This is a genomic window from Glutamicibacter sp. GQ173 (assembly GCF_059759215.1).
Window position 1 is genome coordinate 55,546 of sequence record NZ_JCAXDT010000003.1, and the last position, 25,343, is coordinate 80,888.

Annotated in this window: 22 protein-coding genes and 3 tRNA genes; 10 read left to right on the forward strand and 15 right to left on the reverse strand. The window is 56.5% G+C overall.

Features of this window, described 5'->3' with window-relative positions:
* Positions 1-264: 264 nt before the first annotated feature.
* Complete coding sequence (locus tag AC6CHO_RS06245) at positions 265-987, reverse strand: rhomboid family intramembrane serine protease (RefSeq protein ID WP_498214184.1); 723 nt, start codon at positions 985-987, stop codon at positions 265-267.
* Positions 988-1,217: 230 nt separating this feature from the next.
* On the reverse strand, positions 1,218-1,763 hold the full coding sequence (locus AC6CHO_RS06250; RefSeq protein WP_146277192.1) for a peptidylprolyl isomerase: 546 nt from the start codon (positions 1,761-1,763) through the stop codon (positions 1,218-1,220).
* Positions 1,764-1,934: 171 nt separating this feature from the next.
* Between AC6CHO_RS06250 and AC6CHO_RS06255 the strand changes: the two genes are divergently transcribed.
* Positions 1,935-2,141, forward strand: a complete 207-nt coding sequence (locus AC6CHO_RS06255; protein ID WP_444661240.1) for a hypothetical protein — start codon at positions 1,935-1,937, stop codon at positions 2,139-2,141.
* Positions 2,142-2,148: 7 nt separating this feature from the next.
* Here the strand turns inward: AC6CHO_RS06255 and AC6CHO_RS06260 are convergent, their stop codons facing one another.
* Positions 2,149-3,018, reverse strand: coding sequence for a DMT family transporter (locus tag AC6CHO_RS06260; RefSeq protein WP_498214185.1), 870 nt, complete (start codon positions 3,016-3,018; stop codon positions 2,149-2,151).
* Positions 3,019-3,153: 135 nt separating this feature from the next.
* On the reverse strand, positions 3,154-4,122 hold the full coding sequence (locus AC6CHO_RS06265) for a bile acid:sodium symporter family protein (RefSeq protein ID WP_498214186.1): 969 nt from the start codon (positions 4,120-4,122) through the stop codon (positions 3,154-3,156).
* Positions 4,123-4,233: 111 nt separating this feature from the next.
* Between AC6CHO_RS06265 and AC6CHO_RS06270 the strand changes: the two genes are divergently transcribed.
* Positions 4,234-5,376 carry a glycosyltransferase family 4 protein gene (locus AC6CHO_RS06270; protein ID WP_498214187.1) on the forward strand — a complete coding sequence of 381 codons (1,143 nt, stop codon included), beginning with the start codon at positions 4,234-4,236 and terminating at the stop codon, positions 5,374-5,376.
* Positions 5,377-5,439: 63 nt separating this feature from the next.
* Here AC6CHO_RS06270 and AC6CHO_RS06275 read toward each other — a convergent pair.
* The 11 genes from AC6CHO_RS06275 to dnaA all read right to left on the reverse strand — a co-directional run bounded on the left by AC6CHO_RS06275 (position 5,440) and on the right by dnaA (position 16,448).
* Positions 5,440-5,512: transfer RNA gene (locus tag AC6CHO_RS06275), tRNA-Ala, on the reverse strand.
* Positions 5,513-5,606: 94 nt separating this feature from the next.
* A tRNA-Ala gene (locus tag AC6CHO_RS06280) sits at positions 5,607-5,679 on the reverse strand.
* Between the two features lie 7 nt (positions 5,680-5,686).
* A complete protein-coding gene (locus AC6CHO_RS06285) occupies positions 5,687-5,806 on the reverse strand; it encodes a DLW-39 family protein (protein ID WP_498214188.1) in 120 nt (39 codons plus the stop codon).
* A gap of 31 nt (positions 5,807-5,837) precedes the next feature.
* Positions 5,838-5,911: transfer RNA gene (locus AC6CHO_RS06290), tRNA-Ile, on the reverse strand.
* A 120-nt stretch (positions 5,912-6,031) separates the two neighbouring features.
* Entirely contained in the window at positions 6,032-6,613 is a 582-nt protein-coding gene (locus tag AC6CHO_RS06295) for a DUF3566 domain-containing protein (RefSeq protein ID WP_498214189.1), read from the reverse strand.
* The gene (gene gyrA, locus AC6CHO_RS06300; RefSeq protein WP_498214190.1) at positions 6,610-9,237 is read right to left on the reverse strand and encodes a DNA gyrase subunit A; all 2,628 of its coding nucleotides are present in this window, start codon (positions 9,235-9,237) and stop codon (positions 6,610-6,612) included. The genes AC6CHO_RS06295 and gyrA overlap by 4 nt, the downstream gene beginning before the upstream one ends.
* A gap of 55 nt (positions 9,238-9,292) precedes the next feature.
* A complete protein-coding gene (gene gyrB, locus AC6CHO_RS06305) occupies positions 9,293-11,296 on the reverse strand; it encodes a DNA topoisomerase (ATP-hydrolyzing) subunit B (protein WP_206693736.1) in 2,004 nt (667 codons plus the stop codon).
* Positions 11,297-11,640: 344 nt separating this feature from the next.
* Positions 11,641-12,198, reverse strand: coding sequence for a DciA family protein (locus tag AC6CHO_RS06310; RefSeq protein WP_060700136.1), 558 nt, complete (start codon positions 12,196-12,198; stop codon positions 11,641-11,643).
* Complete coding sequence (recF, locus tag AC6CHO_RS06315; RefSeq protein ID WP_498214191.1) at positions 12,191-13,354, reverse strand: DNA replication/repair protein RecF; 1,164 nt, start codon at positions 13,352-13,354, stop codon at positions 12,191-12,193. The genes AC6CHO_RS06310 and recF overlap by 8 nt, the downstream gene beginning before the upstream one ends.
* Before the next feature lie 59 nt (positions 13,355-13,413).
* Positions 13,414-14,541 (reverse strand): DNA polymerase III subunit beta, encoded by a 1,128-nt coding sequence (dnaN, locus tag AC6CHO_RS06320; RefSeq protein ID WP_060700134.1) that lies wholly within the window; start codon positions 14,539-14,541, stop codon positions 13,414-13,416.
* Positions 14,542-15,011: 470 nt separating this feature from the next.
* Complete coding sequence (gene dnaA, locus AC6CHO_RS06325) at positions 15,012-16,448, reverse strand: chromosomal replication initiator protein DnaA (RefSeq protein ID WP_498214192.1); 1,437 nt, start codon at positions 16,446-16,448, stop codon at positions 15,012-15,014.
* 518 nt (positions 16,449-16,966) lie between these two features.
* On the opposite strand from dnaA, the gene rpmH reads away from it, so the two are divergent.
* From rpmH to AC6CHO_RS06365, 8 genes are all read left to right on the forward strand, one after another.
* A complete protein-coding gene (gene rpmH, locus AC6CHO_RS06330; RefSeq protein WP_075972541.1) occupies positions 16,967-17,104 on the forward strand; it encodes a 50S ribosomal protein L34 in 138 nt (45 codons plus the stop codon).
* Between the two features lie 65 nt (positions 17,105-17,169).
* Complete coding sequence (gene rnpA / locus AC6CHO_RS06335) at positions 17,170-17,523, forward strand: ribonuclease P protein component (protein WP_498214193.1); 354 nt, start codon at positions 17,170-17,172, stop codon at positions 17,521-17,523.
* A complete protein-coding gene (yidD, locus tag AC6CHO_RS06340; RefSeq protein WP_498214194.1) occupies positions 17,523-17,900 on the forward strand; it encodes a membrane protein insertion efficiency factor YidD in 378 nt (125 codons plus the stop codon). The genes rnpA and yidD overlap by 1 nt, the downstream gene beginning before the upstream one ends.
* Positions 17,900-18,874, forward strand: a complete 975-nt coding sequence (gene yidC, locus AC6CHO_RS06345; RefSeq protein WP_498214195.1) for a membrane protein insertase YidC — start codon at positions 17,900-17,902, stop codon at positions 18,872-18,874. Before yidD ends, yidC begins: the two co-directional genes overlap by 1 nt.
* A 2-nt stretch (positions 18,875-18,876) precedes the next feature.
* Entirely contained in the window at positions 18,877-19,404 is a 528-nt protein-coding gene (locus AC6CHO_RS06350) for a Jag family protein (protein ID WP_146277176.1), read from the forward strand.
* Positions 19,405-19,450: 46 nt separating this feature from the next.
* Complete coding sequence (gene rsmG, locus AC6CHO_RS06355) at positions 19,451-20,092, forward strand: 16S rRNA (guanine(527)-N(7))-methyltransferase RsmG (RefSeq protein WP_498214196.1); 642 nt, start codon at positions 19,451-19,453, stop codon at positions 20,090-20,092.
* A gap of 175 nt (positions 20,093-20,267) precedes the next feature.
* Positions 20,268-21,191, forward strand: coding sequence for a ParA family protein (locus tag AC6CHO_RS06360; RefSeq protein ID WP_498214197.1), 924 nt, complete (start codon positions 20,268-20,270; stop codon positions 21,189-21,191).
* Positions 21,192-21,383: 192 nt separating this feature from the next.
* The gene (locus AC6CHO_RS06365) at positions 21,384-22,598 is read left to right on the forward strand and encodes a ParB/RepB/Spo0J family partition protein (protein ID WP_498214198.1); all 1,215 of its coding nucleotides are present in this window, start codon (positions 21,384-21,386) and stop codon (positions 22,596-22,598) included.
* Positions 22,599-25,343 lie beyond the last annotated feature (2,745 nt).

Here is a 25,343-nt window from a genome sequence, read left to right on the forward strand (position 1 = left end):
CGCCCGTTGCTATCGGTTAAACTTTCGAATCCGTAGTTATTAACAAGCTACCGATTCGTATATGCGCTATCTACAGGGGTTGCTTAAAAGTTATCCACAACTGGGGACAAGGTTGTGAGTATTGGGCAACATTGCTGGAATACCCTTGAATTCCCGGGCTGTCAGGCCTGTTAATAACTCCATGGGCCAGCAAGTTACACAGATGTAAGTTATTAACAGTGTGGATAATCTGTGTGGATAACGACAAGAGCCGTTTTCGAACGATTAACCTGTGAACTTTACTGCCTGTGCTGCGAAATACACGGCGCCTAAAAGCAGCATTGAAAGACCGGACAGAAGCAGCAGCTGTGTTCTGGCTCGTTGTGGATTACTTCTCGGTATCAAAACGATGCAGCACGCGGCAAGAATACCCGTGATCGCTCCGCCCAAGTGGCCCTGCCAGGAGATTCCGGAAACAACAAAGCCCAGGACAATGTTCAGTACCAGAATGATGCCCATTTGCCGCAGCGCCTGCTTATTTGAGCGGTAGACGACAAAGGTAGCGAGGAACAATCCGGCCAAAGCCCCAGAGGCACCCAAGGTGGCACTCAGCGGTGCGCTGAGCACCAAGATGCCAAGAGATCCGCCGAAAGCACTAATCAAGTACAGCCATGTAAAACGCAGCCTGCCAAGCTTGGGCTCGAGCAAGGTGCCGAAGATATAGATGCCATACATGTTCATGCCCAGATGCAGGAATGATCCCATGGAGTGCGCGAAGGCGCTCGTGATCAATCTCCACGGCTCATAGGCAGCTATGGCTGGTGCCAGGACCAATGAATTGGTGAATCCCGGAATAACCCACTGCAGAATATAGACGAAGACGTTCAGCCCAATCACCGCGTAGGTTATGACCGGGGCACCCGCGCGAAGCCTGCCGCCAAATTCGGTTTGCTGCTGGGGGAGGCTCCTATTGGCTTGGGCAACGCATTCAACGCACTGCACTCCCACTGGAGCGGAAACCTGGCATTCAGGACAGATTGGACGCTCGCATCGGTTGCAAGACACATAGGACACCGTGTGGGGGTGTCGATAACACGTCGGAGTTGCTTGGCCCTGGGGATTAACCTGCCCGTAGGACATCATTACCTGCCTTGTGTAGTGGGATCGTGCTTAAAGCTCAAGGCCCCGACAACACCACTGGGTGGATCGTCGGGGCCTCGCGGTATTGCGTCGGTGAATTACAGAGTCTCGATATCGACCGAGTTGATGACGACGTCTTCCAGTGGCTTGTCACGGCCATCGGTTGCTACAGCGTTCAGTGCGTCAACTACCTTGCGGGAGTCTGCATCGACAACTTCACCGAAGATGGTGTGCTTGCCCTGCAGCCAGGTGGTTGGAACGGTGGTGATGAAGAACTGCGAACCGTTGGTTCCGCGGCCCATGCGGATGCCCGCGTTGGCCATGGCCAGCTTGTAAGGCTCGTTGAAGTTCAGTTCTGGGTGGATCTCATCATCGAACTGGTAGCCCGGACCGCCGAAGCCCTGGCCCAGTGGGTCGCCACCCTGAATCATGAAGTCAGAGATAATGCGGTGGAAGATGGTTCCGCTGTACAGCGGGGTGTTGGTCTTTTGGTCACCGGACTCTGGGTGTACCCACTCCTGCTCACCGGTCGACAGGCCGACGAAGTTCTTTACGGTCTTAGGTGCATGGTTGCCGAAGAGATCGACAACGATATCGCCCAAAGTAGTGTGAATCGTGGCTTTATGAGTTGCGTTTGCGGTCATGCCTACATTCTTCCATGATCAAGGCGTGAGCCGCTAAATGCTGACGTACGCGTTGAGTGAAAATTTAGAACAATGTCTGATGGCTGCCTGGCTAACACTGGCCTGTGGCGTTGTAACTGCATAGGCTTGAGCTGTCGGATAGCGAGATCCTGTTTCAGTCTGGAGCAATGCATGAGCAAGAAGAGCAAAGTAGGAAAAGTACTAGCCGTAGGCTTTATTGCCGGAATCGTCGCGCTGCTGGTGGCTGTTTGGAAGGCCTCAAAACCCATTGAGGATCCATGGGAAAACGAACCTGCGCCGGCACAGCCTCAGCAACCTGTCGAGTCTCGCGAAGCAAGCGTAGAAGAAATCCGCGAGATCATTGAAGATGACAAATAAAATCTAGTTACTCACGAGTTTTCGGTTGGGCTTGTCCTCGTATCACGAGGGCAAGCCCAACGAGTATCACCAGAAGGCCGGCATAGGTAGCCATGGAAACCACCTGTCCCAGGAACAGCGCCGCCAACAAAGCGGCTCCTGGGATCTCCAAGAGAATCAGCGTTGAAACCGTCAGCGGTCCAAGCACGTTAAGCAGATGATTCATTGCCGTATGCCCAAAGATCTGTGCGCATAAGGTCAGCAAGATGATGCCCAGCCAACCGTGGGCATCGAATCCCCAGATCGGCATGCCCGTGGCAAAACAAAGAATCAGCAGAGCGAGAGCGGTAATCGCGTAGCAGCTCGAGGCATAGGTTGCTGTCGCCATCGTCCGCCGAGCTACTGATCCGGCCAGGGTATAAACCGCCGCCAGCACACCGCCGGCTAGGGCCAGCACGTCGCCGAGCAACGCCTCTGAACTCTGGCCCATATCGAATCCGGTAATCAGAATGGCGCCGCCAAGCGACACGGCCATGCCAATGAAAACCTTGGTCCGGTACTGGACGCCGCGCATCACTTGGAACACTGCAATCCAAACACCTTGGATACACACCAATGCGGTGCCGGCAGCGACGCTGGTAAGCCTCATCGAGTACATGAAGCACACAAAGTGCGACGCCAAGGCAAGACCTGCAATGCCCGTGAAAACCCATTCACGTTTGGACATTGCCAGATAAACACGCGAGCTTTTTCGAAGCGCGGGAACACTCAGCACTGCCGCTGCCGCGCCATTGCGCCAGAAAGCCATGGACAGCACCGGAACACCAGGGAACGCGGCAATAATTGGCCCGGAAGCCGAGATTCCAATGATCCCGACCAGGGCAAGTAGTAACGTCACTGATTCAGATTACCGGTGCTTTGCACCAAGACAGTCCTACGGCTCCAAGAGGCAGGTTCAGGGACGCGATTCTTGCACGAATCAAGATATTCCAAAATTAAAATATATCCGATTCTGCCTCGGGTCTTCAGTCTTTTAGATCTTCTTTCGACGCCAATAAGCAGCGATCATCGCTCCAGACAAGTTATGCCACACAGAGAATACTGCAGCTGGCAATGCCGCCTCCGGCGTGAAATATTGCTTGGCCAAACCGCCCGCCAATCCAGAATTCTGCATGCCAACTTCAATAGCCATCGTGCGCCGTGCGTCCTCTGGAACGCGCATCAGCACACCAATTCCATAGCCGAGCATCAGGCCCAACCCGTTGTGCAGAATGACCGCAAGCAAAACCAGCAATCCGGCAGTCAGAATGGCCTGCGCGCTGCCGGCAACAATAATCGTCACTACGAAGGTAATGGCGATGACTGAGATCCACGGCAGGATTCCGGCCACCTTGAGCACAAGCCGGTTTAACAGCATGCGTAGCACCAGGCCCAGGACCACGGGAATCAGGACAATCTGAACAACACTGACGGCCATGGAACCGGCATCGACGGGCATGTACTGGCCCGCCAGCCACAGCGCCAACAGGGGAGTGAGTACCGGTGCGATCAAGGTTGAAACCGAGGTCATCGCCACCGACAGAGCAACATTGCCTCGAGCCAGATAGGAGACGACATTTGACGCGGTTCCGCCCGGTGCGCAACCCACCAGAATCAGGCCGGCAGCGAGCGCAGGATCCAGATGCAGCACCTTGGCAACGAGCCAGCCCATGGACGGCATCACGACAAACTGGGCCACCACGCCGCCAAGTACCGGCAACGGGTTCTTAACCACTAGTGCAAAGTCTGGCAGGGTCAGCGTCAAGCCCATGCAGAACATGATCACCATCAGCAGGGGACTGATCCATCCGGCAAAGCCGACAAATGTCTGGGGGAGCAGCATGCCGCACAGCCCGCCGAGCAGGATCAGCGCTGGAAAGAGCAGCACCGCAATGCGCGAGTCTTTATCAATCTTTGCGGTGTCAGCTGCGTCGCGGACCACGCCCGAATTATCATTCAACATCTACGGTATCTTGCCACTAACTGCGGTTTACCAAAAATAGGAAGACAGAAGTTAATGAACTGACCCAGTCATATTAACTTTCTTGTCATTGTCGATCCCCATGCTGAAACTGTGAAGGTTGCAATCGTTGCTGAATCGTTCCTTCCCCAATTCAATGGGGTTACCAATTCTATTCTCAAGACGCTGGACCACTTGGCTCTCACCGGTCACGAGGCAGTGGTCATTACGCCTGCAGGTTCCTTGGCCAGTGAGCTGGCAGGTCACGGTGTACCTCGGCAGTACAAGGGCTTCGCCATCCATACGGTGCCCTCCATGCCTCTGGCCAGCTACCCGGAAGTCCGAGTGGCAACCACTAGTGTTACCCGATTGCGAAAGATCCTGGCGCGCGAACGCGTGGACGTGGTCCATCTGGCCAGCCCATTTATTCTGGGGTGGCAGGGATTGCGCGCAGCCCAGGAACTGAATTTGCCCACTGTGGCGCTCTACCAAACCGAAGTTCCCAGCTATGCCGAGCGCTACAAGATGCCCTGGCTGACCCAGCGTCTCTGGGACCATGTCCGCGCCATCCATATCGCCGCGGACCTGTCACTGGTTCCCAGCACGTTTTCGTACCGCCAGCTGCAGGATCTGGGCATTGATCGCTTGAGGATCTCAGGCAGGGGAGTGGACACGGCCCAATTCACCCCGCGACGTCGAAACGAGCAATTCAGGCAGGCAGTGGCTCCCAATGGCGAGGTAGTCATCGGCTATGCAGGGCGCCTCGCTGCAGAGAAGCAGGTCGCCGATCTGAGGGCCTTGGCGGATCTGAAGAACACCAGGCTCGTCATCGTAGGTTCTGGGCCGCTAGAGGGTGAGCTGCGGGCTTTGCTGCCAACCGCGCACTTCACTGGATTCCTCTCTGGCGAACGCCTGGCTGAAGTCATGGCCTCCATGGATGTTTTTGTCCATCCAGGCGCCTCGGAGACCTTCTGCCAGACCATCCAGGAGGCCATGGCCTGCGGAGTTCCTGTGGTCGCTGTGGGCCGTGGCGGGCCGCTGGACCTGGTTGATTCCTCGCGCACCGGCTGGCTGTACCAGCCAGGAAATCTCAATGAACTGCGCAGCCGGGTCAGCGACTTGGTCTACGACGATGCCAAACGCCTTGCTTTTGCCAGTGCCGCCTTGAGCAGCGTGCAGGACCGTTCATGGTTCAGCATTGGCGAGCAGCTGCTGGATCACTACCAGCACGTGCGGATGGCTCGAATTAGCCGCTAATCGGCGCAGATGACCCGGAAATGGAGAAAGGACGGAAAGCAGAAGCTTTCCGTCCTTTTTCTGTGGAGCCTAGGAGAATCGAACTCCTGACATTCTGCTTGCAAAGCAGACGCTCTACCAACTGAGCTAAGGCCCCGTATTTATTTATCTGGTGTTCCTCACCGACCAATCCAAAAGGATCAATCAAAAAGAATTAGCGGAAAGCTGATGCTTTCCGCCACTCTCTTTTGTGGAGCCTAGGAGAATCGAACTCCTGACATTCTGCTTGCAAAGCAGACGCTCTACCAACTGAGCTAAGGCCCCAAAAGCTTTAGGAAACTTGATCGGCTACCTGATGCCAGGTTTCCTTTGTTTCCGAAGAAGCCTTCGCTTTCTTGACCAAGACTACCGCAGTAGCCACAATCGTTGCGAGAACCAGGAACTTTTTCATTACTTCCTCTTTCCCTCCAGCAAGGTTTCCGTGGGCGTACCAAGACTTGAACTTGGGACCTCTTCGTTATCAGCGAAGCGCTCTAACCGCCTGAGCTATACGCCCTTGCTTTTGTTTGTTCCCTTTGGAACGAAATAAAACTCTACCGGGGATTTCCAGAAGATACAAATCGAGCCCGGGTGGCATGCATCACAACATGAAACCCGGGCTCGACTAGGGGTGTTTCTAGTCGTCGGTGAGGGTCACACCGATGCCGCCAACCAGCGATGCGGCAATGTTGTACAGCACCGCACCCAGCATGGAGACGATGGAAATGACCACGACGTTCACCACGGCAATGATTGTCGCGTAGGAGGCCACCTGCCCCAGGGACATGCTCTGTCGCAGGTCGAAGCCGCCTTCGGCCATGGCGTCGCGAATCAGCGTGTTGAATGCGTCAAACGTACCCATCAGGTCCAGCAGGGCCCAGATGCCCACAGCAGCGACTACGGTGATGACACCGAAAGCTACCGAGAGCAAGAAGGCCAGTTTCAGTACCGAGAACGGCTCAACCTTGGAAACCAGCAGGCGTGCCTTGCGGACCTTGGCCTTGGGCGCTGGGCGAACCAGGCGCTCCTGGCCGTTGGCCGGACGCTGGGCGGCCGGGCGGGCGCCTGCAGGACGAGCCTGGCCGGCAGCTGGCTTGGCGCCTGCCGCGGCTGGGCGGCTGCCGGTGCCAGTTGTTGCCGGACGCTTTACCTGGGTAGGTCGCGGCGCTTCGCTCTTCGGGGCACTGCCGCTGGGGCGTGGCGTCGAGGGCGTGCTCATGCGTTACCTCCGTTAGTGGTGTCATCTTCCTGGGCGTCCGATTCGGTTTCCGGCGCGGTGGATGACTGATCGATCGTGTTTTCTGCGTCCAACGTTACGGCATCTTCCTCCAAGTTCTCTTCGAGCTCGGTCTCCGAGTTCTTGGCAACCGCAATAATGTTGTCCTTCTTATCCGGCTTGGCGAAGATGACGCCCATGGTGTCGCGGCCCTTGGCAGGAACCTGCGCCGCGGCCGAGCGGACCACCTTGCCCGAGCCCATGACCACGAGGACCTCATCGGTCTCGTCGACGATCATCGCGCCCACCAGCTCGCCGCGTTCCTCGTTGAGCTTGGCCACCTTAATGCCCAAGCCACCACGGGATTGCACGCGGTATTCGGCGACCTCGGTGCGCTTGGCATAGCCCTCGTTGGTCACCGTGAACACGAAGGAATCCTCGCGGACCACGTCGGCGGCCAGCAGCTCGTCGCCCTCGCGGAACTTCATGCCGGTCACGCCGCTGGTCGCGCGGCCCATCGGGCGCAGCGCGGTGTCGGTAGCGGTGAAGCGCACCGACTGGCCCTTGCGCGAGACGAGCATCACATCATCGGATTCGCTGACCAGCTGCGCGGAGACCAGTTCATCGTCGTCGCGCAGGTTGATGGCGATCACCCCGGCGGTGCGGTTGGTGTCGTAGTCCTCCAGGCGGGTCTTCTTCACCAGGCCGTTGCGGGTGGCCAGCATCAGGTAGGCAGCATCCTGGTAGGTGCGCAGATCCAGCACCTGGGCGATGTGCTCATCGGGCTGGAAGGCCATCACGTTCGCCACGTGCTGGCCCTTGGCGTCGCGGCCGGCTTCGGCCAGCTCGTAGCACTTGGTGCGGTACACGCGGCCGTGGTTGGTGAAGAACAGCAGCCAGTTGTGCGTGGAGGTGACGAAGAAGTGCTCCACCACGTCGTCCCCGCGCAGGTTCGCGCCCTTGATGCCCTTGCCGCCACGGGCCTGCGAGCGGTAGTTGTCGATGCGGGTGCGCTTGACATAGCCTCCGCGGGTGATGGTGACGACCATTTCCTCTTCGGGAATCAGGTCCTCGACGCTCATGTCGCCGTCGTAGCCCATGAGGATCTTGGTGCGGCGGTCATCGCCGTGCTTGTCCACGATCTCGCCGAGTTCTTCGGCGACGATTTCGCGCTGGCGGGCAGGGGAGGCGATGATGGCCTGGAATTCGGCGATCATGCGCTCGAGCTCCGCGTGGCGATCCTGGATCTTCTGGCGCTCGAGGGCGGCCAGGCGGCGTAGCTGCATATCCAGGATGGCGCGGGCCTGGTCCTCGTCGATGCTCAGCAGCTCCATCAGCCCGTCGCGGGCCGCCTCGGTGGTGGCCGAACGGCGAATCAGCGCGATGACCTCGTCAAGAGCGTCCAGCGCCTTGAGCAGGCCGCGCAGGATGTGGGCCTCTTCTTCGGCCTTCTTCAGGCGGAACTGGGTGCGGCGCACGATCACTTCGATCTGGTGGGTCACCCAGTGGCGGATGAACCCATCCAGCGGCAGGGTGCGCGGCACCCCGTCGACGATCGCGAGCATGTTCGCCGAGAAGTTGGTCTGCAGCTCGGTGTGCTTGTACAGGTTGTTCAGCACCACCTTGGCCACGGCATCGCGCTTGAGCACGATGACCAGGCGCTGGCCGGTGCGGCCCGAGGTCTCGTCGCGCATATCGGCGATGCCGGCGATCTTGCCGTCGCGGACCAGCTCGGCGATCTTCACCGCGAGGTTGTCCGGGTTGGCCATGTACGGCAGCTCCGTGACCACCAGGCAGGTGCGGCCCTGGATTTCCTCCACGTTGACGACCGCGCGCATGGTGATCGAGCCTCGGCCGGTGCGGTAGGCATCGGCGATGCCCTTGGTGCCCAGGATCATCGCGCCGGACGGGAAGTCCGGGCCCTTCACGCGCAGCATCAGCTCGGCGAGCAGCTCCTCGCGGGTGGCTTCCGGGTTCTTCAGGTACCACTGCACGCCCTCGGCCACTTCGCGCAGGTTGTGCGGCGGAATGTTGGTGGCCATGCCCACGGCGATGCCCGAGGAGCCGTTGACCAGAAGGTTCGGGAAGCGCGCCGGCAGAACGGTGGGTTCCTGGTTCTTGCCGTCGTAGTTGTCCTGGAAATCAACGGTGTTCTCGTTGATGTCGCGGACCATTTCCATGGCCAGCGGGGCCATCTTGGTTTCGGTGTAACGCTGGGCGGCGGCGCCGTCGTTGCCCGGGGAGCCGAAGTTGCCCTGGCCCAGGGCCAGCGGGTAGCGCATGACCCAGTCCTGGATCAGGCGGACCAGCGCATCATAGATCGCGGTGTCGCCGTGCGGGTGGTACTGGCCCATGACTTCGCCGACCACGCGGGCGCACTTGTTGTAGGCGCGCTCGGGGCGGTAGCCGCCGTCGAACATCGCGTACAGCACGCGGCGGTGCACGGGCTTGAGTCCATCGCGCACGTCGGGCAGCGCGCGGCCGACGATCACGGCCATGGCGTAGTCCAGGTAGGACCGCTGCATTTCGGTCTGCAGGTCGATCTGGTCGATGCGCCCGCCGTCATGGACCGGCTCGAGGACCTCGCCGTCCAGGGGTTCGTTCTCAGGGGTTTGCTCGTCGCTCAATTTTTTCCCTTACAAGTCAAAAAGTCTTCGGTGGATGATCTTTCGGCGCGGCCGATCAGATATCCAGGAAGCGCACGTCCTTGGCGTTCTGCTGGATGAAGTTGCGGCGGGACTCGACGTCCTCGCCCATCAGCACGGAGAACACCTCGTCTGCGGCTGCGGCATCATCCATGGTGACCTGGCGCAGCGTGCGGTGCTCCGGATCCATGGTGGTGTCCCACAATTCCGAGTAGTCCATCTCGCCCAGGCCCTTGTAGCGCTGGATGCCGTTGTCCTTGGGCAGGCGCTTGTTGGCGGCCTGCCCGGCCAGCAGCGAGTCATCGCGTTCCTTGTCGGAGAACACGTAGTCGTGCGGGGCGTTGGACCACTTGATGCGGTACAGCGGAGGAGCGGCCAGGAAGACGTAGCCGTGCTCGATCAGCGGGCGCATGAAGCGGAAGATCAGGGTCAGCAGCAAGGTGGTGATGTGCTGGCCGTCGACGTCCGCATCGGCCATCAGCACGATCTTGTGGTAGCGCAGCTTGGCCATGTCGAACTCTTCGCCGATGCCGGTGCCGAAGGCGGTGATCATCGCCTGCACCTCGGCATTGCCCAGCGCGCGGTCCAGGCGGGCACGCTCCACGTTCAGGATCTTGCCGCGCAGCGGCAGGATGGCCTGGGTGTGCGGGTCGCGTCCGCGCTTGGCCGAGCCGCCTGCGGAGTCGCCCTCCACGATGAACACCTCGCACTCGACGGGATTCTTCGAGGAGCAGTCCGAGAGCTTGCCGGGCATGCCGAAGGATTCCATCGGCGACTTGCGGCGGGCGTTGTCGCGGGCCTTGCGCGCGGCCATGCGGGCCTGCGAGGCCAGCTGTGCCTTGCGGATGATGTCGCGCGCCACGTTCGGATTGCGTTCGAACCAGTCGCTGAGCTCTTCGTTGACCACGCCCTGGACGAATCCGCGGGCGATCGAGTTGCCCAGCTTGGTCTTGGTCTGGCCTTCGAACTGCGGCTCGGAGAGCTTGACCGAAATGACTGCGGTCAACCCTTCGCGGGCGTCCTCGCCGGTGAGGTTGTCGTCCTTTTCGCGCAGGATCTTGTTATCGCGTGCGTAGCGGTTGAGCAGGCCGGTCAGGGCCGCACGGAAGCCTTCTTCGTGGGTTCCGCCCTCATGGGTGTTGATGGTGTTCGCGTAGGTGTGCACGGATTCGGCGTAGGCGCTGGTCCACTGCATGGCGATTTCCACGCTGATGCCCCGGGCCGCATCCTCGGATTCGAAGGCGATAACCTCGTCATGGACCAGTTCGATCTTCTTGGCGGCGTTCAGGTGCTTGACGTAATCCAGCAGGCCGTCCTTGTACAGGTAGTCCACGGTTCGCGGCTTGACTACCTGGTTTTCGATCTCTTCTTCGACTTCGGCTTCAGGTTCGGCGTTTTCGGGAATGCGCTCGTCGGTCAGCGTGATCCGCAGGCCCTTGTTCAGGAAGGCCATCTGCTGGAAGCGGGCCCGCAGCGTTTCGAAGTCGAATTCGGTGGTCTCGAAGATCTCCGGATCCGGGTAGAAGGTCTGGCTGGTCCCGGTGAGCTCGGTTTCCTCGCCCTGGGTCAGCGGACTGGTGGTGACGCCGCCGTTGCCGAAGCTGATGCGCCATGCGTGGCCCTGGCGGCGCACGACAGTGTCCACCCGGCGCGAGAGCGCGTTAACCACGGAAATGCCCACGCCGTGCAGGCCGCCGGACACGGCATAGCCGCCGCCGCCGAACTTGCCGCCGGCGTGCAGGATGGTCATGACTACCTCAACGGTGGGCTTTCCCTCGGTGGGGTGCACATCCACGGGGATCCCTCGGCCGTTGTCTTCACAACGCACGCCGCCATCGGCCTGCAGGGTGACGTTGATGGTGTCGCAGTATCCCGCCAATGCCTCATCGACGGAGTTGTCGACAACTTCGTAAACCAAGTGGTGCAGGCCGCGTGGGCCAGTGGAACCGATGTACATGCCCGGGCGTTTGCGTACCGCTTCGAGTCCTTCGAGGACGGTAATATCCTGGGCGCCATAGGTATGTTCGACTTTGGAAGTCATCGATTCCGCGGGAACTTGGCTTTCTGCCGGATCCTGCGGTGAAGCATTTTCAGTAGACACGGGTGCTACGAACTCCTCGAATTTGGCGCGCGATCACTTTCGGCACTCAGTGCAGCATCTCCGGTGATCATGGTCTGGAGGGGCATCGCCACAGGGCTTAACCCGCGGCAACGCCATTTCACTACCTCTAATTCTACCGCGTAGAGCAAAATAATCGGTGCTCCTGTGGCCTAAATCAGCCACATAAAGCTAGTAATTGACCATCTGAGCCAGTTTCGGAGCTCAAGTGAGGGGGGATCCACCCTCCGGGTCCGTTAGTGCGCCATGTGCCGTATCAGCAATTTTCACCCATAGGTGTCTCGAGGGCCGCGGCCGGCCACCGAACGCATCCCATGGCGCCAGGAAGGCGCATTCGGACCGAGCACCTTGAGCACGGTGACGATCCCGGGGCCCAATTCTGCATCGAATTTCTTCAGAATATCGTGGCTGAGTAGGCGCATTTGCGCAGCCCGTGCGGTTGTATCGCAGCGCATCACCACTACCGTATCTTCAAAAGACTCCGGTTTGCAGTGCTTCGCGTTGTCTTCGCCGATGATGTCAGCCCATCGGCCAAGCACCGACCCAACAGCGACCTGTGTATTCCAGCCGCGGGATTTGGACAAGCGCGAAACGACTTCGCCAATAGCGCGCGGGTCGCGAATTGCGCCCTCGGAAGATTCCGGTTTTTCCGCAGCGAATCCGCGACGGGCAGCTTGGCGTTTGCGGACCTTTTCCATTCGCGCCGCGTCAACGCGTCGCTCGCCGCGTTCTTCGGCGAGCTTGCGCATCCGGTTCAGCAATGCCGTGGCGGCGTCGATTTCCGGATCAAAACGATGTTCGTCTCGTTCTTCGGGTTCACGCATCGACGACCTGGCCAGGGGATACCTGGAAGAAATGTCCCTTCAATGCTTCGGGAACATCTTCGGCAACTGCGGCGGTGACCAGGACCTGCTCGGCTCCGGCAACGATATGCGCCAGCCGGTCGCGGCGAGTGGTGTCGAGCTCGGCAAAAACGTCGTCCAGGATCAAGATCGGACCAGAACCTGGGCGTGGATCATCGTCGCCGAAAACGCGATAGGCAGCGAGTCGTAGGGCCAGGGCAAAGGACCAGGTTTCGCCATGGGATGCATAGCCTTTGGCCGGAGTCGGGCCGAGAATCAAGGCAAGATCATCACGATGCGGGCCAAACAGCGAGATGCCCCGGTCAAGTTCGCGGCTGCGGTTTGCCTCAATGGCATTGAGCAGGAGCTCTTGAATTTCTTCCTGATTCAGATCCTCGAGCGAAGCGGCGAGAACGCTGGTCTCATCGCTTTCGCTCTCCAAGGACGATCGGTAGATTGCCCTTGCGTCTTTGGCGCCATCGGCAAGGTCGGCATACGCCGCCTGCATATATGGCCTAATCAGCACAAGAACATCGAGACGTCCACGAATAAACCGCGCACCGCAGGTGGCCAGCTGCAAGTCCCAGGCCTTCAGCGTGTTTTCCTGCGATGAACTGAGCTTGGATTTTCCTCGAATCGACTTCAGCAGCGCGTTGCGCTGCTTCACGATGCGTTCGTAGTCGCTTTTGGTTCCGGCTTCTACTGGATGCAATGCAACAAGAAGTTCGTCCAGGAACTTGCGCCGATGCGAAGGGTCGCCTTTGACCAGCGACAAGTCCTCCGGGGCAAATAAAACGGTTCTGACCAAGCCGAGAATCTCGCGTGCCCGCACGGGATTGGCGCGGTTGATCCTGGCCCGGTTGAGCTTGCCGCTCGTGATCTCGACTTCCAGCGTTGTGGTTTGGCTTCCGCGATGCACGGTGCCTCGGATGAGCGCCCGTTCCGCACCAAAATTCAGCAGGGGAGCATCGTTGCTGACTCGGTGGGAAGCCAAGTTAGCCAGGTAGCCGATGGATTCAACGATGTTGGTTTTGCCAACACCGTTGGGGCCAATGAGCACGTTGATGCCAGGAGCCAGGTGCACGTCGGCCTGCGCATACGAGCGAAAACTCGTGAGTGAAAGCTGCGATATATACACCGAGGTCCTGACAGAAACGAGGTGGTGGATGAAAAAAAATCATGCACCACGCAATTGGGCTAGTTCGAGTTTGGCAAGCGTACCGGCATCACGAGGTAGCGGTACTGATCCTGATCGGCTTCATCCAGCTTTTTCTGACCCGTGAGCATGGCTGGCTTTGGCGCGCTGGTGAAGGAGAAGCGCACGAAGTCAGTGGTGAACGAGTTCAAGCCTTCAGAAAGGAAGGTCGGGTTGAAAGCAACCACAATGTCCTCGCCGCGCAAGGAAGCAACAATGGCTTCTTCAGCCTGGGCATCCTCGCCGGTCCCGGCGTCCAAGGTCAGCTGGCCATCGGTGAATGCCATGCGTACCGGTGTATTGCGTTCGGCAACAACTGATACACGGCGTACTGCTTCCATGAGCTCGCTGGTGCGAACCGTTGCATGGATTGGGGTGTCGCTTGGGAACAGCGAGCGAATCTTCGGGTATTCGCCATTGATCAGCAACGACGTGGTGCGGCGGTTGGAGCTTTCGAAGCCAACCATGTCGCCCTTTTCGCTAATGGCCAGCTTCAGTTCGCCAGCGCCCGAGAGGGTCTTGGCAACTTCGCTCAGAGTCTTGGCCTTGATCAAGAACGAGGTGGAGATCTCCGACGTATTTGGAGTCCAGTTCAGTTCACGCAGCGCCAAGCGGTAACGGTCAGTAGCCAGGAAAGTGATCAGATCATTTTCAATCTCAACCTTGATGCCGGTAAGCACTGGAAGAGTGTCATCCTTGGAAGCTGCAACGATGACCTGGGCAACAGCAGCAGAGAAAGCCTGGCCATCAATGGTGCCAGCAATTGCTGGAAGATCCGGCAACGTTGGGTATTCATCAACTGGCATGGTGGCCAGGTGGAAGCGCGAGCGGCCACAGGTCAATGAAATCTTTGAACCCTCGGTTTCCAAGGTCACCGTGGAATTTGGCAATGAGCGGGTGATCTCAGCCAGGAGCTTGCCTGAGACCAGGATCGAGCCTTGCTCAGAGATATCTGCAGGAATCTCGATATGCGAAGAAATCTCATAATCAAAACCCTCGAGGCGAACTAGGCCTTCGTGGGTGGTGATCAAAATGCCAGCCAGTACTGGTGAGGGTGGGCGTTGTGCCAGGGACCGTGCGGTCCAGGATACGGCTTCTGCCAATACATCCTTTTCAACGCTGAACTTCACGAAAAATCCGCCTTTCGGACACCCTTGAGTCTTAAGTCAGGCCAAGAAGGTTGTTCCCTCGCCAAGTTCTTAAGCATAGAGCAGGTAGTTGCACGTTTTCTCCATCTAATCTTGCCACGTCCTGCAGATGCAAAGGCAGCCCTCAATTTCATCTGTTGATGAGAGAGCTGCGAAGGCACATTTTGAACAGGTTTGGTTCGCGAGTCAGGAGTGGACTCGTTATTTGGATGAATAAGTGTTTAAAGGAGGAGTGTTAATAACCCCTGTTGATACTGTGGATAAGCCTTGAATCCCCAGATCTGACGGCGATTGTGCATGTGAACAATCTGTGGTTGAAGCTGACACTGAGTTCCAAGGTCCTGTTGAAACTCAGTTCCACGATTTTTAACGTCCACATGGGTAGCCACCTTTATCCGCAGGTAGTCACCAGATCGTCCACAGATTTATCCACACCTGTGGTTTCTTGTTATTCAGTGTTCCCGCTGGCTCTGCTTGATGCGGTTCGTTAGCTCGGTGACTTGGTTAAAGATGGCTCGGCGCTCCGCCATAAGCTCTCGGATCTTGCGATCTGCGTGAATCACGGTCGTGTGGTCACGCCCGCCAAGCTCGGCACCGATCTTTGGCAAAGACATGTCGGTAAGCTCACGCAGCAGATACATGGCGATCTGACGAGCAGTAACCAAAGTACGAGTTCGAGACTTGCTGTTCAGCTCATCAATGGACAGCCCAAAGTACTCGGCTGTTTGCTTGATAATCGTCGACGGGGTGATTTCCTGGGCTCCGTCTTCACTGATCAAGTCCTTGAGCACGGTTTCGGCCAGGGCAAGGTCAACAGACTGATTATTCAACGAAGCGAATGCGGTGACTCGAATCAAGGCACCTTCAAGCTCGCGGATGTTCGTGGAGATGCGCGAAGCGATGTACTCCATCACGTCACCTGGGGCCGAGAGATTTTCTGCATCGGCCTTCTTGCGCAGAATCGCAATACGCGTCTCGAGCTCTGGTGGCTGAATATCAGTGAGCAAACCCCACTCGAAACGAGAACGCATGCGGTCCTCAAAGCCCTGCAGCTGCTTTGGCGGCAGATCAGAGGTGATCACAACCTGCTTGTTGTGGTTATGCAGCGCGTTGAAGGTATGGAAGAACTCTTCCTGGGTAGCGTCCTTGTTGGCCAGGAACTGAATATCGTCAATGAGCAAGATGTCGACGTTGCGATAAGTCTGCTTGAAGCTTGCACCCTCATCATCACGAATGGAGTTGATGAAGTCGTTGGTGAACTCTTCTGAATTGACGTAGCGAACGCGGATGCCCTTGTAGAGGTGCCGTGCGTAATGGCCAATGGCGTGGAGCAGGTGAGTCTTGCCCAACCCGGAGTCGCCGTAGATAAACAGCGGGTTGTAGGCCTTGGCCGGTGCTTCGGCAACAGCAACTGCCGCGGCATGCGCGAAGCGGTTCGAGGAGCCAATCACGAAGGTATCAAAAATGTACTTCGGATTCAGGCGTCCGAACTCTTGAGAGTTCGATGGGGGAGTCGGCTGCGGTGCCGGCTGCGGTCGCGGGCCCGGAGGTTCGGTCACCGCCGGAGCAACTGGTGCCGGCGCACTGGCTTCAGGGACTTCTTCATCCATCTCATCCGACAGCGACAGATCAACACTGACGGCACAACGAATGTCGTCCTGGAATACTTCGCGTAGCGCTTCATCCAGCGGTTCGCGCAGCTGGGTCTGCAAAATGTCGCGGGTCAGGTCATTGGGAACAGCCACGAGCAGAGTCGTGCCAATCAGACCTTGGGGCTTCGCCAACGATACAAAGGCACGGTAGCGCGCCTTGACTCGATCATCGTCTTCGATCTTTCGAATTACCTGGCGCCAGGAGCTACCAATGCTATTGGTCTCGTCGCTGCTCACTAAGGGCGCCCCACTCTCGTCAAAAATGCAATGTTAGTCACACGAATCCTGTTTCCAAGGCTCGAAAACGACGTTTTTTGGACGACGTCTCCATTGATTCTATCCACCATCCACACAGTTATGCACAGCCAGGTGGAAAAAGTTGACCCCAAAGGTGTGGAAAACGGGTTTTCCCTTGAAAATGTGCGTTTTAAGCTTCGAGATGACTAGCACTTTCATGTAAACATGTGAATTTTCTTTCCTTCTCCACAGAAGTAATCCACAACTTTGGGGTAGATTATTCACAGGCCATCGTTTCTGATCCGGCTTGTTGGTGGTAGTTCCGCGCCAATTTGACCTATGGCGCGCATTTTTCTATTGTTGTTCAGTCCTGTGTGCTTCATTTTGCGACTTGCTCATTTTCGAAGAGCCCGCAAATAACGCACATTATATAAAAAATTACGAGCGTCAACCTGTTGTTATCGAGTTAGCTGGTCAACGGGAAGAACGCATCATCTAGATCGTCTTGGAGTGTCACCGTGAGCAAGCGGACTTTTCAGCCTAACAACCGTCGTCGTTCGAAGAAGCACGGTTTCCGTCTTCGTATGCGTACCCGTGCAGGTCGTGCCATCCTTTCGGCACGTCGTGGCAAGGGCCGCACCGAACTCTCAGCATAAATTTGCTAATCAGCTGTTGGCTTCATGATTTCAACGAGCTCAACTAAAGAGCTGGTCCAAAAAACATGTTGCCAAAGAATCAGCGACTGCGCCTAGCGCAGGATCTTACAGCCACAGTACGTTCCGGCGTCCGAAGCGGACGCCGGAACGTCGTGCTATATGCACGCCGTCGTCAAACCGAAGAGTTTGCCGGGGACCGGTTTGGATTCATAGTTTCCAAGGCTGTAGGTATTGCCGTTAAAAGGAACCTCGCTAAACGACGGATGCGGGAAATTGCCCACGAGCTTCGGCGCGCAGATGGCGATATTGACATTGTCGTGAGGGCCCTTCCTGGCGCTGCGGAACTTTCGTGGGAAGAACTTCGTTCCCAAATAAACGCATCTTTTTCAGCTGCGTTGCGGAAGCTCGAGGATCGCTGATGCGTAAGGATTCTGCTCCCCGGTCCGGTGTGCTGTGGTTCATCATCGATATTCCACGCAACGTCGTCATCGGGATGCTCAAGATCTACCGAAAAATCATCTCGCCACTATATGGCGATGTATGCCGATACTTTCCTAGCTGTTCTGCCTATGGGCTCGAAGCAGTGACTCAGCACGGCGTTATCAAAGGTGCCGGACTGACCACTTGGCGTATCCTTCGGTGCAATCCGTGGTCACACGGAGGCGTCGATCATGTTCCCGAGGGACCAAGGATTTGGCCAGAAGGCAAACTGCCGAGGATCATAGTTCTGAATCATCCTGTGATTCCCGACGATGAAGACGCCGCGGATAGCGGCCGCAAGGAGCTCGACCACTGATGAACAACTTCCTAGACACGATATTGACTCCGTTTACATATGCGGTGTCGTGGGTTTTGTGGGCATTCCACGAACTGTTCACCCGGATTGGGATGGATGAAGGGTCAGGCGTAACCTGGACCCTGTCGATCATCTTCCTTGTGTTGCTGATCCGTACCTTGCTGATTCCAGTCTTCGTCAAGCAGATCAAGTCGCAGCGCGCCATGCAGGCCCTTCAGCCTGATCTGCGCAAGTTGCAGGCTAAGTACAAGGGCAAGACCGACCAGATGTCGCGCCAGGCTATGGTTCAGGAACAGCAGGCGCTGTTCAAGAAGCATAAGACCAACCCGCTGTCGTCGTGCCTTCCGCTGTTGATTCAGATGCCGTTCTTCTTTGCGCTGTTCCGCGTACTGAATAACGCCTCCCATGCCAGCGAGAACCACCAATCAGTTGGCGCGTTGTCCGTTGAGAACATCCGCAGCTTTGACAGCGCACAGATCCTCGGCGCTCCGCTGTCCGAGACGTTCCTGGGCACCATCAACTCCGGAAACATCAACTGGGCCGTAGTAATCGTGGCCGTGATCATGATCCTTGCGATGATCGCTTCCCAGTTCTTCACCCAGCGCCAGCTGATGACCAAGAACATGAGCAAGGAGGCCCTCGAGGGGCCGTTCATGCAGCAGCAGAAGATGATGCTGTACATCCTGCCGCTGGTCTTCGGTATCGGTGGTATCAACTTCCCAATTGGTGTTCTGATTTACTGGACCGCAACCAACCTGTGGACCCTGTGCCAGCAGTTCTGGGTCATCCGCAACAACCCTACTCCAGGCTCGCAGGCCGAGCGCGAGCTGAACGCCCGCCGTGCCGAAAAGGGTCTGCCACCGGTAGGCGTGAAGAAGGAAGATGCAGCCGCTGCTGCCGAAGAGGCCGCCCAGCAGGCTGCCAAGGGCCAGCGTGAACAGCCAAAGCGTAATAACCGCCGGAAGAAGAAGTAGCGATGACTGCAACTGAGAATATCGACGCACCAGAACTTGAAGCCCCGATCGATAACGAGCAGGAGGTTCTGGACGAGGGCGAAGTCGCTGCCGACTACCTCGAGGAACTTCTTGATATAGCCGATCTCGATGGAGACATCGACATCGAAATCCGCGGTGGACGTACCTACATTTCCATCGTGACCGAGGACGACGACACGTCCTTGGACAGCTTGGTGGGCGAAAACGGAGAGACCCTTGACGCTCTCCAGGAACTGACCCGGCTAGCAGTTCTCACTGCTACTGGTGAGCGTTCACGCCTGATCCTGGACATTGCGGGCTACCGTGCAGACCGTGCAGAGCAGCTCAAGAAGCTGGCCGAGGACGCTATTGCCAATGCCCGTGATACCGGTGAAAAGGTTCATTTGGAGCCAATGAGCGCATACGAGCGCAAGCTTGTGCACGACGTGATTGCCGAGGCAGGATTGCATTCGGAGTCCGAAGGCGAATCAACTCGACGCCATATCGTTGTTTCGGTATTGGACAGTTAAGCAAGAATACGCACCAGCGTGATGATCGACCTAAAGGACCAAGACCATGACTGAGGATCTCAGCCTTACTGCAGAAGAGACCCTGGCCGCCGAAAAGATCTTCGGGGACCGCCTGGATCTAGCCAAGCGCTACGTTCAGCATCTGGCTACCTCAGGCATCGAGCGCGGACTGCTTGGGCCCCGTGAGGTTCCACGCTTGTGGTCGCGCCATGTGCTCAACTGTGCAGTGATTGAATCCGTGATGGAGCACGATGTCGAGGTAGCTGACGTAGGCTCCGGAGCAGGCCTTCCAGGCCTATGCCTCGCCATCGCGCGCCCTGACTTGAAGCTCACTTTGATTGAGCCTCTGGAACGTCGCTGCATCTGGCTGTCCGAAGTAATCGAGGACCTTGGCCTTGATAACGTGACCGTCATGCGCGGCCGAGCCGAACAAATGGTAGATGTGGTTAACGCACGCTACGTCACCGCACGAGCGGTGTCCGCGCTGGCGAACTTGGCCGGCCTGACTATCCCGTTGCTGCACGGTCAGGGGGAACTCATTGCTATCAAGGGCCGGTCGGCTGCCGAAGAGATTGATAAGGCCTCGAAGGCCATCCGTAAGCTTGGCGGCAAAGAAACTGAAGTCTTGACCATTGGTGAAGATTTGCTTGCAGAGCCGACTACGGTGGTTCGCATTAAGGTTGGCTAGCCCAACGCGATAGTCTGTTAACTAGTTATGGGTGTGCGGTGACTTCATTTTGCAGAGTTCTGCCGAATGAAATTATTTAGCAATCTCAATAACTTGTTTTGAATGTTTCACGTGAAACATTGTCGGTGTAGCCATCAACATAGGCTTCACCAATTCACGAGGAGGAGTTTTACCTGTGTCCAAGACTAAGAGCTCGTCGGATAGTGCTTTTGACTTCAGTGACTCTTCCTCGCCATTGGCTACGCAGATAGCTAGCGAACATCGTCGTCGCGAAGCTTTGGAGGCCCGAACGGTGCCAGCTCCCGAGAAAACCCGTTATTTCACAATCTCGAACCAAAAGGGTGGCGTCGGTAAAACCACCACCACAGTTAACCTGGCTGCCGCATTGGCCAAGGGCGGCTTGAACGTTTTGGTGATCGACATTGATCCGCAGGGAAACGCATCGACCGCTTTGGGAATTGATCATCATTCCGAAGTGGATAGCATCTATGACGTACTAATCAACGATCTTCCGTTGTCTGAGGTTGTGGCCACGTGCCCGGACCTGCCATCATTACAGGTTGCTCCTGCAACCATTCACCTGGCAGGCGCGGAGATCGAGCTCGTTTCCCTGGTTGCGCGTGAACAGCGCTTGCAGCGCGCTCTAGACGATTACGCGCGTACTCGCCAGCGCGAGGGACTGCCGCGTCTTGACTATGTCTTCATCGACTGCCCGCCAAGCCTGGGACTTCTTACCGTCAACGCCTTTGTGGCTGCCCGTGAGGTCCTGATCCCTATACAGTGCGAGTACTATGCGCTTGAAGGTTTGAGCCAGCTGCTGAAGAACATCGAGATGATTCAGAAGCATCTGAATTCCAAGCTCACTGTTTCCACCATCTTGCTGACGATGTACGACGGACGTACCAAGCTGGCAGCTCAGGTTGCCAACGAAGTGCGAGAGCACTTCCCGGAACAAGTACTTGATGCTGTCATTCCCCGGTCGGTACGAATCTCTGAAGCTCCAAGCTACCAGCAAACTGTGATCACCTACGATCCAAACTCAACCGGCGCCCTGTCGTACTCTGAAGCTGCCTATGAGATGGCTGAACGAGGCGCCTAGGCTGGCGCATCTAATCTCCGCAAATTAGCTAGTATTTTCAGATGAAAATATTTGTTTTTCCGGAGAATACTCGGTAGTTCAGTACGGTGAGCAACACCTGCACCAATTCTCTGTAAGCATCCCCGGTTCAATGTCTAAAAACAGTAGACTAGTCTCGGGCTGAATGTTCGGACGAAAGGGCGTGCAATAATCATGGCAGAGAAGAAGCGTGGATTGGGCAGGGGACTGGGAGCACTCATCTCGAGTTCGCCGGTGTCGGAGTCTGTCGAAGAGGCCAACGATGTTTCACGTGAAACAACCAAGCCCGAGGTTAAGGCGGCTCCTGGTAAAGCCAAGGCATCACGCCCTGTTGACATGTTCTTCGAACCTGGACGCAAGTCTTCAACGCCAAAGCCTGCCACTGCGGCCACTAAATCAGCGAAGCGCCCTCGCGCTACCATGCCCGGCTTGAACACGACCCTTGCATCGAAGGCGAACTCAACCGAAGAGTCTTTAGCGAAAGCGACAGAACCAGTCAAGGCAAGCACGGAGTCAGCGGCAAAAGACGTCGTGCCGACATCCCCGATCGAAAACTCATCAGGTTTGGTAGAAGTGCCTGGTGCACAGTTTGCTGAACTTGATGTAAAACTGATCCACCCCAACCGTAAGCAGCCCCGCACCAATTTCGATCAGGAGCACATGGATGAGCTCATCCATTCCATTCGAGAAATTGGACTGCTTCAGCCCATCGTAGTTCGCCCATCACGCGAGTCTGATGATGAACCATACGAACTCGTAATGGGTGAACGTCGTTGGCGTGCCACCCAGGCAGCGGGTCTAGAAACGATCCCTGCGATCATCCGTGATACGCAGGACACCGACCTTCTGCGTGACGCATTACTTGAAAATCTCCACCGATCGCAGCTGAATCCACTCGAAGAAGCTGCGGCTTATCAGCAGCTTCTGGAGGAATTTAACTGTACTCAAGAGGTACTTTCAGATCGCATTGGCCGATCAAGGTCACAGATCTCCAATACGATCCGTCTTATGAAGCTTCCACCGTTGGTACAGCGCCGAGTGGCCGCCGGAGTACTCTCTGCGGGACACGCACGCGCTCTGCTGGGTCTGTCGAATAACGAAGCCATCGAGCAGCTGGCGCAACGCATCATCAATGAAGGCCTCTCGGTGCGCGCGACGGAAGAGGCTGTAGCCTTGAGCGACGATATGCCCAAGAAGCCAGCCAAGAAGGCAAGGGAGACGCAGCGAAACGAACGGCTCGATTTCCTTGCCACGTCTTTGGCGGATCGTCTGGATACCAATGTAAAGATTCAGCTAGGTAGCCGTAAGGGCAAGGTCAGTATTGAGTTCGCGTCGGTCGACGACTTGAACCGTATTATGCAAGTCATTGATCCGAACATGAAGCAGTAATTTCTTCAGACAGGGCTCATGTTTCACGTGAAACATGAGCCCTCTCTGCGTTTGGGGATGTTTCACGTGAAACTTTATGCCGATGATTGTTCTTCAAGCCAGACCTCCATGAATCGGACTGACACCGGGGGAGGGTCGTCGAGCTCAGCCAATCTAGTTTCCTGATTTGATATTCCCCGGCGCAGTAGAACTCTCGTCCCAAACGCGTTTCAAAGTGGAGATGTGGTTTGCGAGAGGAGAACAGAAAAGTTCAAAAGCGGCATTGCCCCTCATCCTGGAATTGAATCATTAGGATAATGCTGTGCCTCGGTTGCGGTCAGGCCCCACCATCTCCCGGTGGCTGCGGGCGCAAAGCCCATTTGAAGCGAGTGCATATAGCCATGCCTGCATTCCGGTGTTTCACGTGAAACAAGAAACTGTCTAGGTAACTCCTGCCAACCACTACTCCGTTGAGCTTCCAGGTTTCCAGGCGAGTCCGAGAGTAAGTGTCGCTGAAAAATTCTAGAGTATGCCAGCCTGGCGCCATCACCCGGAGAGGGATCGCACGCGTAGTTCGCACCGAGAAAGAGTATTGTCAGGCACCTGCTTTGGGATGACTTACCTCGATGACGTAAGTAATGAATGCGTCAGGGTCGAACGATGAGTAAATCTTCGCGCGGCGTTGCTTGCAGTTGTAAAGACTGTCACCAGAGCAACGACGCCAATGCTAGAGCGAATGCTGTAGACCAGATCGTATTTCGGCCCGTGATCACTCTGGGTCATCCAGCCGGATTGCTCTGTTGATTGTTTGCCCGAGGAAGACCAGCAATATCGATGTCGTGAAGTAGACGGCGCACCTTCTTTAGAATATCCTCCTCCTATCGATGTCACGTCTTCTGAGGGGATGCACCTTCGGTTCAACGTTGTCAGAACATTGCGATGCTTGGCGGGTCCTTCTGATTAGCAGGCGGGAGGAGCCGGTCTAATTCATCTTGTATTCTGTCTTTGGAAAGACGCTGGTTTTCCCTGAGGCGAGGTACGTAGAAGTTGGTTTCCTGCAGATCCTTTTCGCTATGGCAATTAGACACAGGGCCAGGGCCGAGGAAAGGATTCACGTTCGAGAGTTATATAGATACCCAATGCCGAGTGCCGGTTGTCGATGGCATTCGTAGCCAGTGTATTGCGAACCTGACCTAAAGCCGGGGGAGTGGCAGGAAGGGGTCCTGCGAGTGGTTAGACTTGAAGACCCCTTGCAAACTGTTTTTTAAGGTTGACGATCCCTCGATAGATGGCAATCGCGGATTCGTAGTTTTTTGCCATCTATCTGATAAGTCCTGGACGACGGATGAAATCAGTACAAGGTATTTTGGAAGCCCCGTGACGAGAATTCATAGTTGAGTTCAATGTAGGCAGAACAACGTTTGATGAACCGACGGGAACTCGAAGGGTTCTCTTTGGAGATCTGGAGGTGTTCCCGTTTCACGTGAAACATCAATCCTCCTGGTCGATGTCATTAAAGTTCAATCGTCAGTAGGTCATCGTTTCACGTGAAACATGGCGGACTCGGCGTGCTAGATGAGCATCGATAGATAAGTAACGAAAGATCTCGTTCAGTCGTGATGTTCGATGATGATCAGATATCGCTGATGATAGGTGGTGCACCATATCAACTGGGTCTAGTCTCAATTTAGAATCTGGCAGGACAGGACTTCGAATGCAGCAGGTCCGAGCACCCCGCTGACTGCATGCAGGGATGAAGGCGCTTCGGAATTGCATCATTTAGATGCCAATGGATTCTGGTACTTCAGGCGCTGGTGGAAATCTCCGCGAAGTGGCTGATGCCTGCGCTGGAACCAACGATGAAGGATAACCAGGACTTTTAGACGAAGCTAACCCGCTCATGCTTTCCTCATTGGCCCCTAGCTGTTCCCAATAACATTTCAAGAATTTGGCTTCGATTTCCTAGGGCTGCGTGTATTTGATTCTGCTTCCATGAACCTGACAGGTGCCCTACTAAGCGAAAACAAATCCCACAAGAGCGGCACCAGGACAAAAGGTGCTCACTAGCGACTTCCGAAGGCCTCCTCCGAGCAGGGGCGGGGAGTGGGGTGAGAATCGATCTCGGGCTACTGCGAAACCTCAGGGACTGTGTAGCGTAAATGATCCACCCAGAGCGCCCACCGAGTCCCTTTAGGGACGCAGAGAAGGCTACAGGGCCTCCTAGCACCCGTACACGTCGGTGCGCCGACCATGTGGCAACGTGTGCAGCTAACAGGAGGATTAACGATGGCGTGAGCAGGATATGAACCGGCCTCAGGTCCAGCGTGCATCTGCAAGAGCTGCCTGCGCTGCCTGTACCAGAGCTGCTAATCCAGAAACCCCGCTAGCTGATGCAGCTGGAAGACCTTGGAGGGTTTTGGTCACGGATGAGCGCAGGCGATCTTGCAGCAATCCGGACAAGGTCCGTGTAGAGCTAGATTGGGTACCTTGCGTACTCGGGAGAACGATTCCCGCAGGGGGGAGGAGCCGATCATTGCGTTTGTCCCTCTGGGCAAGCTTTAGATCACTCGCGAACATCGATCGGTGCGGACCTGCAGCCATCGACCATTGCGACATAACCCAATGATGTGGCACCAGGAAATCGAAACCGTACAGGTTTACTAGCCTTGTCGAGAACCAGGTTTAGCAAAGATTCTGGTCGACACCATCCGGCCAGTCCACCATCGATGAGTTGGTATTGATGAGCGGATCAGAATGACTTGAAGA

Excerpts from the sequence above, each read along its gene's own strand:
- AC6CHO_RS06250 (WP_146277192.1), bottom strand. The coding sequence starts at position 1,763 with ATGACCGCAAACGCAACTCATAAAGCCACGATTCACACTACTTTGGGC.
- AC6CHO_RS06255 (WP_444661240.1), top strand. The coding sequence starts at position 1,935 with ATGAGCAAGAAGAGCAAAGTAGGAAAAGTACTAGCCGTAGGCTTTATT.
- AC6CHO_RS06265 (WP_498214186.1), bottom strand. The coding sequence starts at position 4,122 with ATGTTGAATGATAATTCGGGCGTGGTCCGCGACGCAGCTGACACCGCA.
- AC6CHO_RS06285 (WP_498214188.1), bottom strand. The coding sequence starts at position 5,806 with ATGAAAAAGTTCCTGGTTCTCGCAACGATTGTGGCTACTGCGGTAGTC.
- AC6CHO_RS06295 (WP_498214189.1), bottom strand. The coding sequence starts at position 6,613 with ATGAGCACGCCCTCGACGCCACGCCCCAGCGGCAGTGCCCCGAAGAGC.
- gyrB (WP_206693736.1), bottom strand. The coding sequence starts at position 11,296 with ATGACTTCCAAAGTCGAACATACCTATGGCGCCCAGGATATTACCGTC.
- AC6CHO_RS06310 (WP_060700136.1), bottom strand. The coding sequence starts at position 12,198 with ATGCGTGAACCCGAAGAACGAGACGAACATCGTTTTGATCCGGAAATC.
- rnpA (WP_498214193.1), top strand. The coding sequence starts at position 17,170 with ATGTTGCCAAAGAATCAGCGACTGCGCCTAGCGCAGGATCTTACAGCC.
- yidD (WP_498214194.1), top strand. The coding sequence starts at position 17,523 with ATGCGTAAGGATTCTGCTCCCCGGTCCGGTGTGCTGTGGTTCATCATC.
- yidC (WP_498214195.1), top strand. The coding sequence starts at position 17,900 with ATGAACAACTTCCTAGACACGATATTGACTCCGTTTACATATGCGGTG.
- AC6CHO_RS06350 (WP_146277176.1), top strand. The coding sequence starts at position 18,877 with ATGACTGCAACTGAGAATATCGACGCACCAGAACTTGAAGCCCCGATC.
- rsmG (WP_498214196.1), top strand. The coding sequence starts at position 19,451 with ATGACTGAGGATCTCAGCCTTACTGCAGAAGAGACCCTGGCCGCCGAA.
- AC6CHO_RS06365 (WP_498214198.1), top strand. The coding sequence starts at position 21,384 with ATGGCAGAGAAGAAGCGTGGATTGGGCAGGGGACTGGGAGCACTCATC.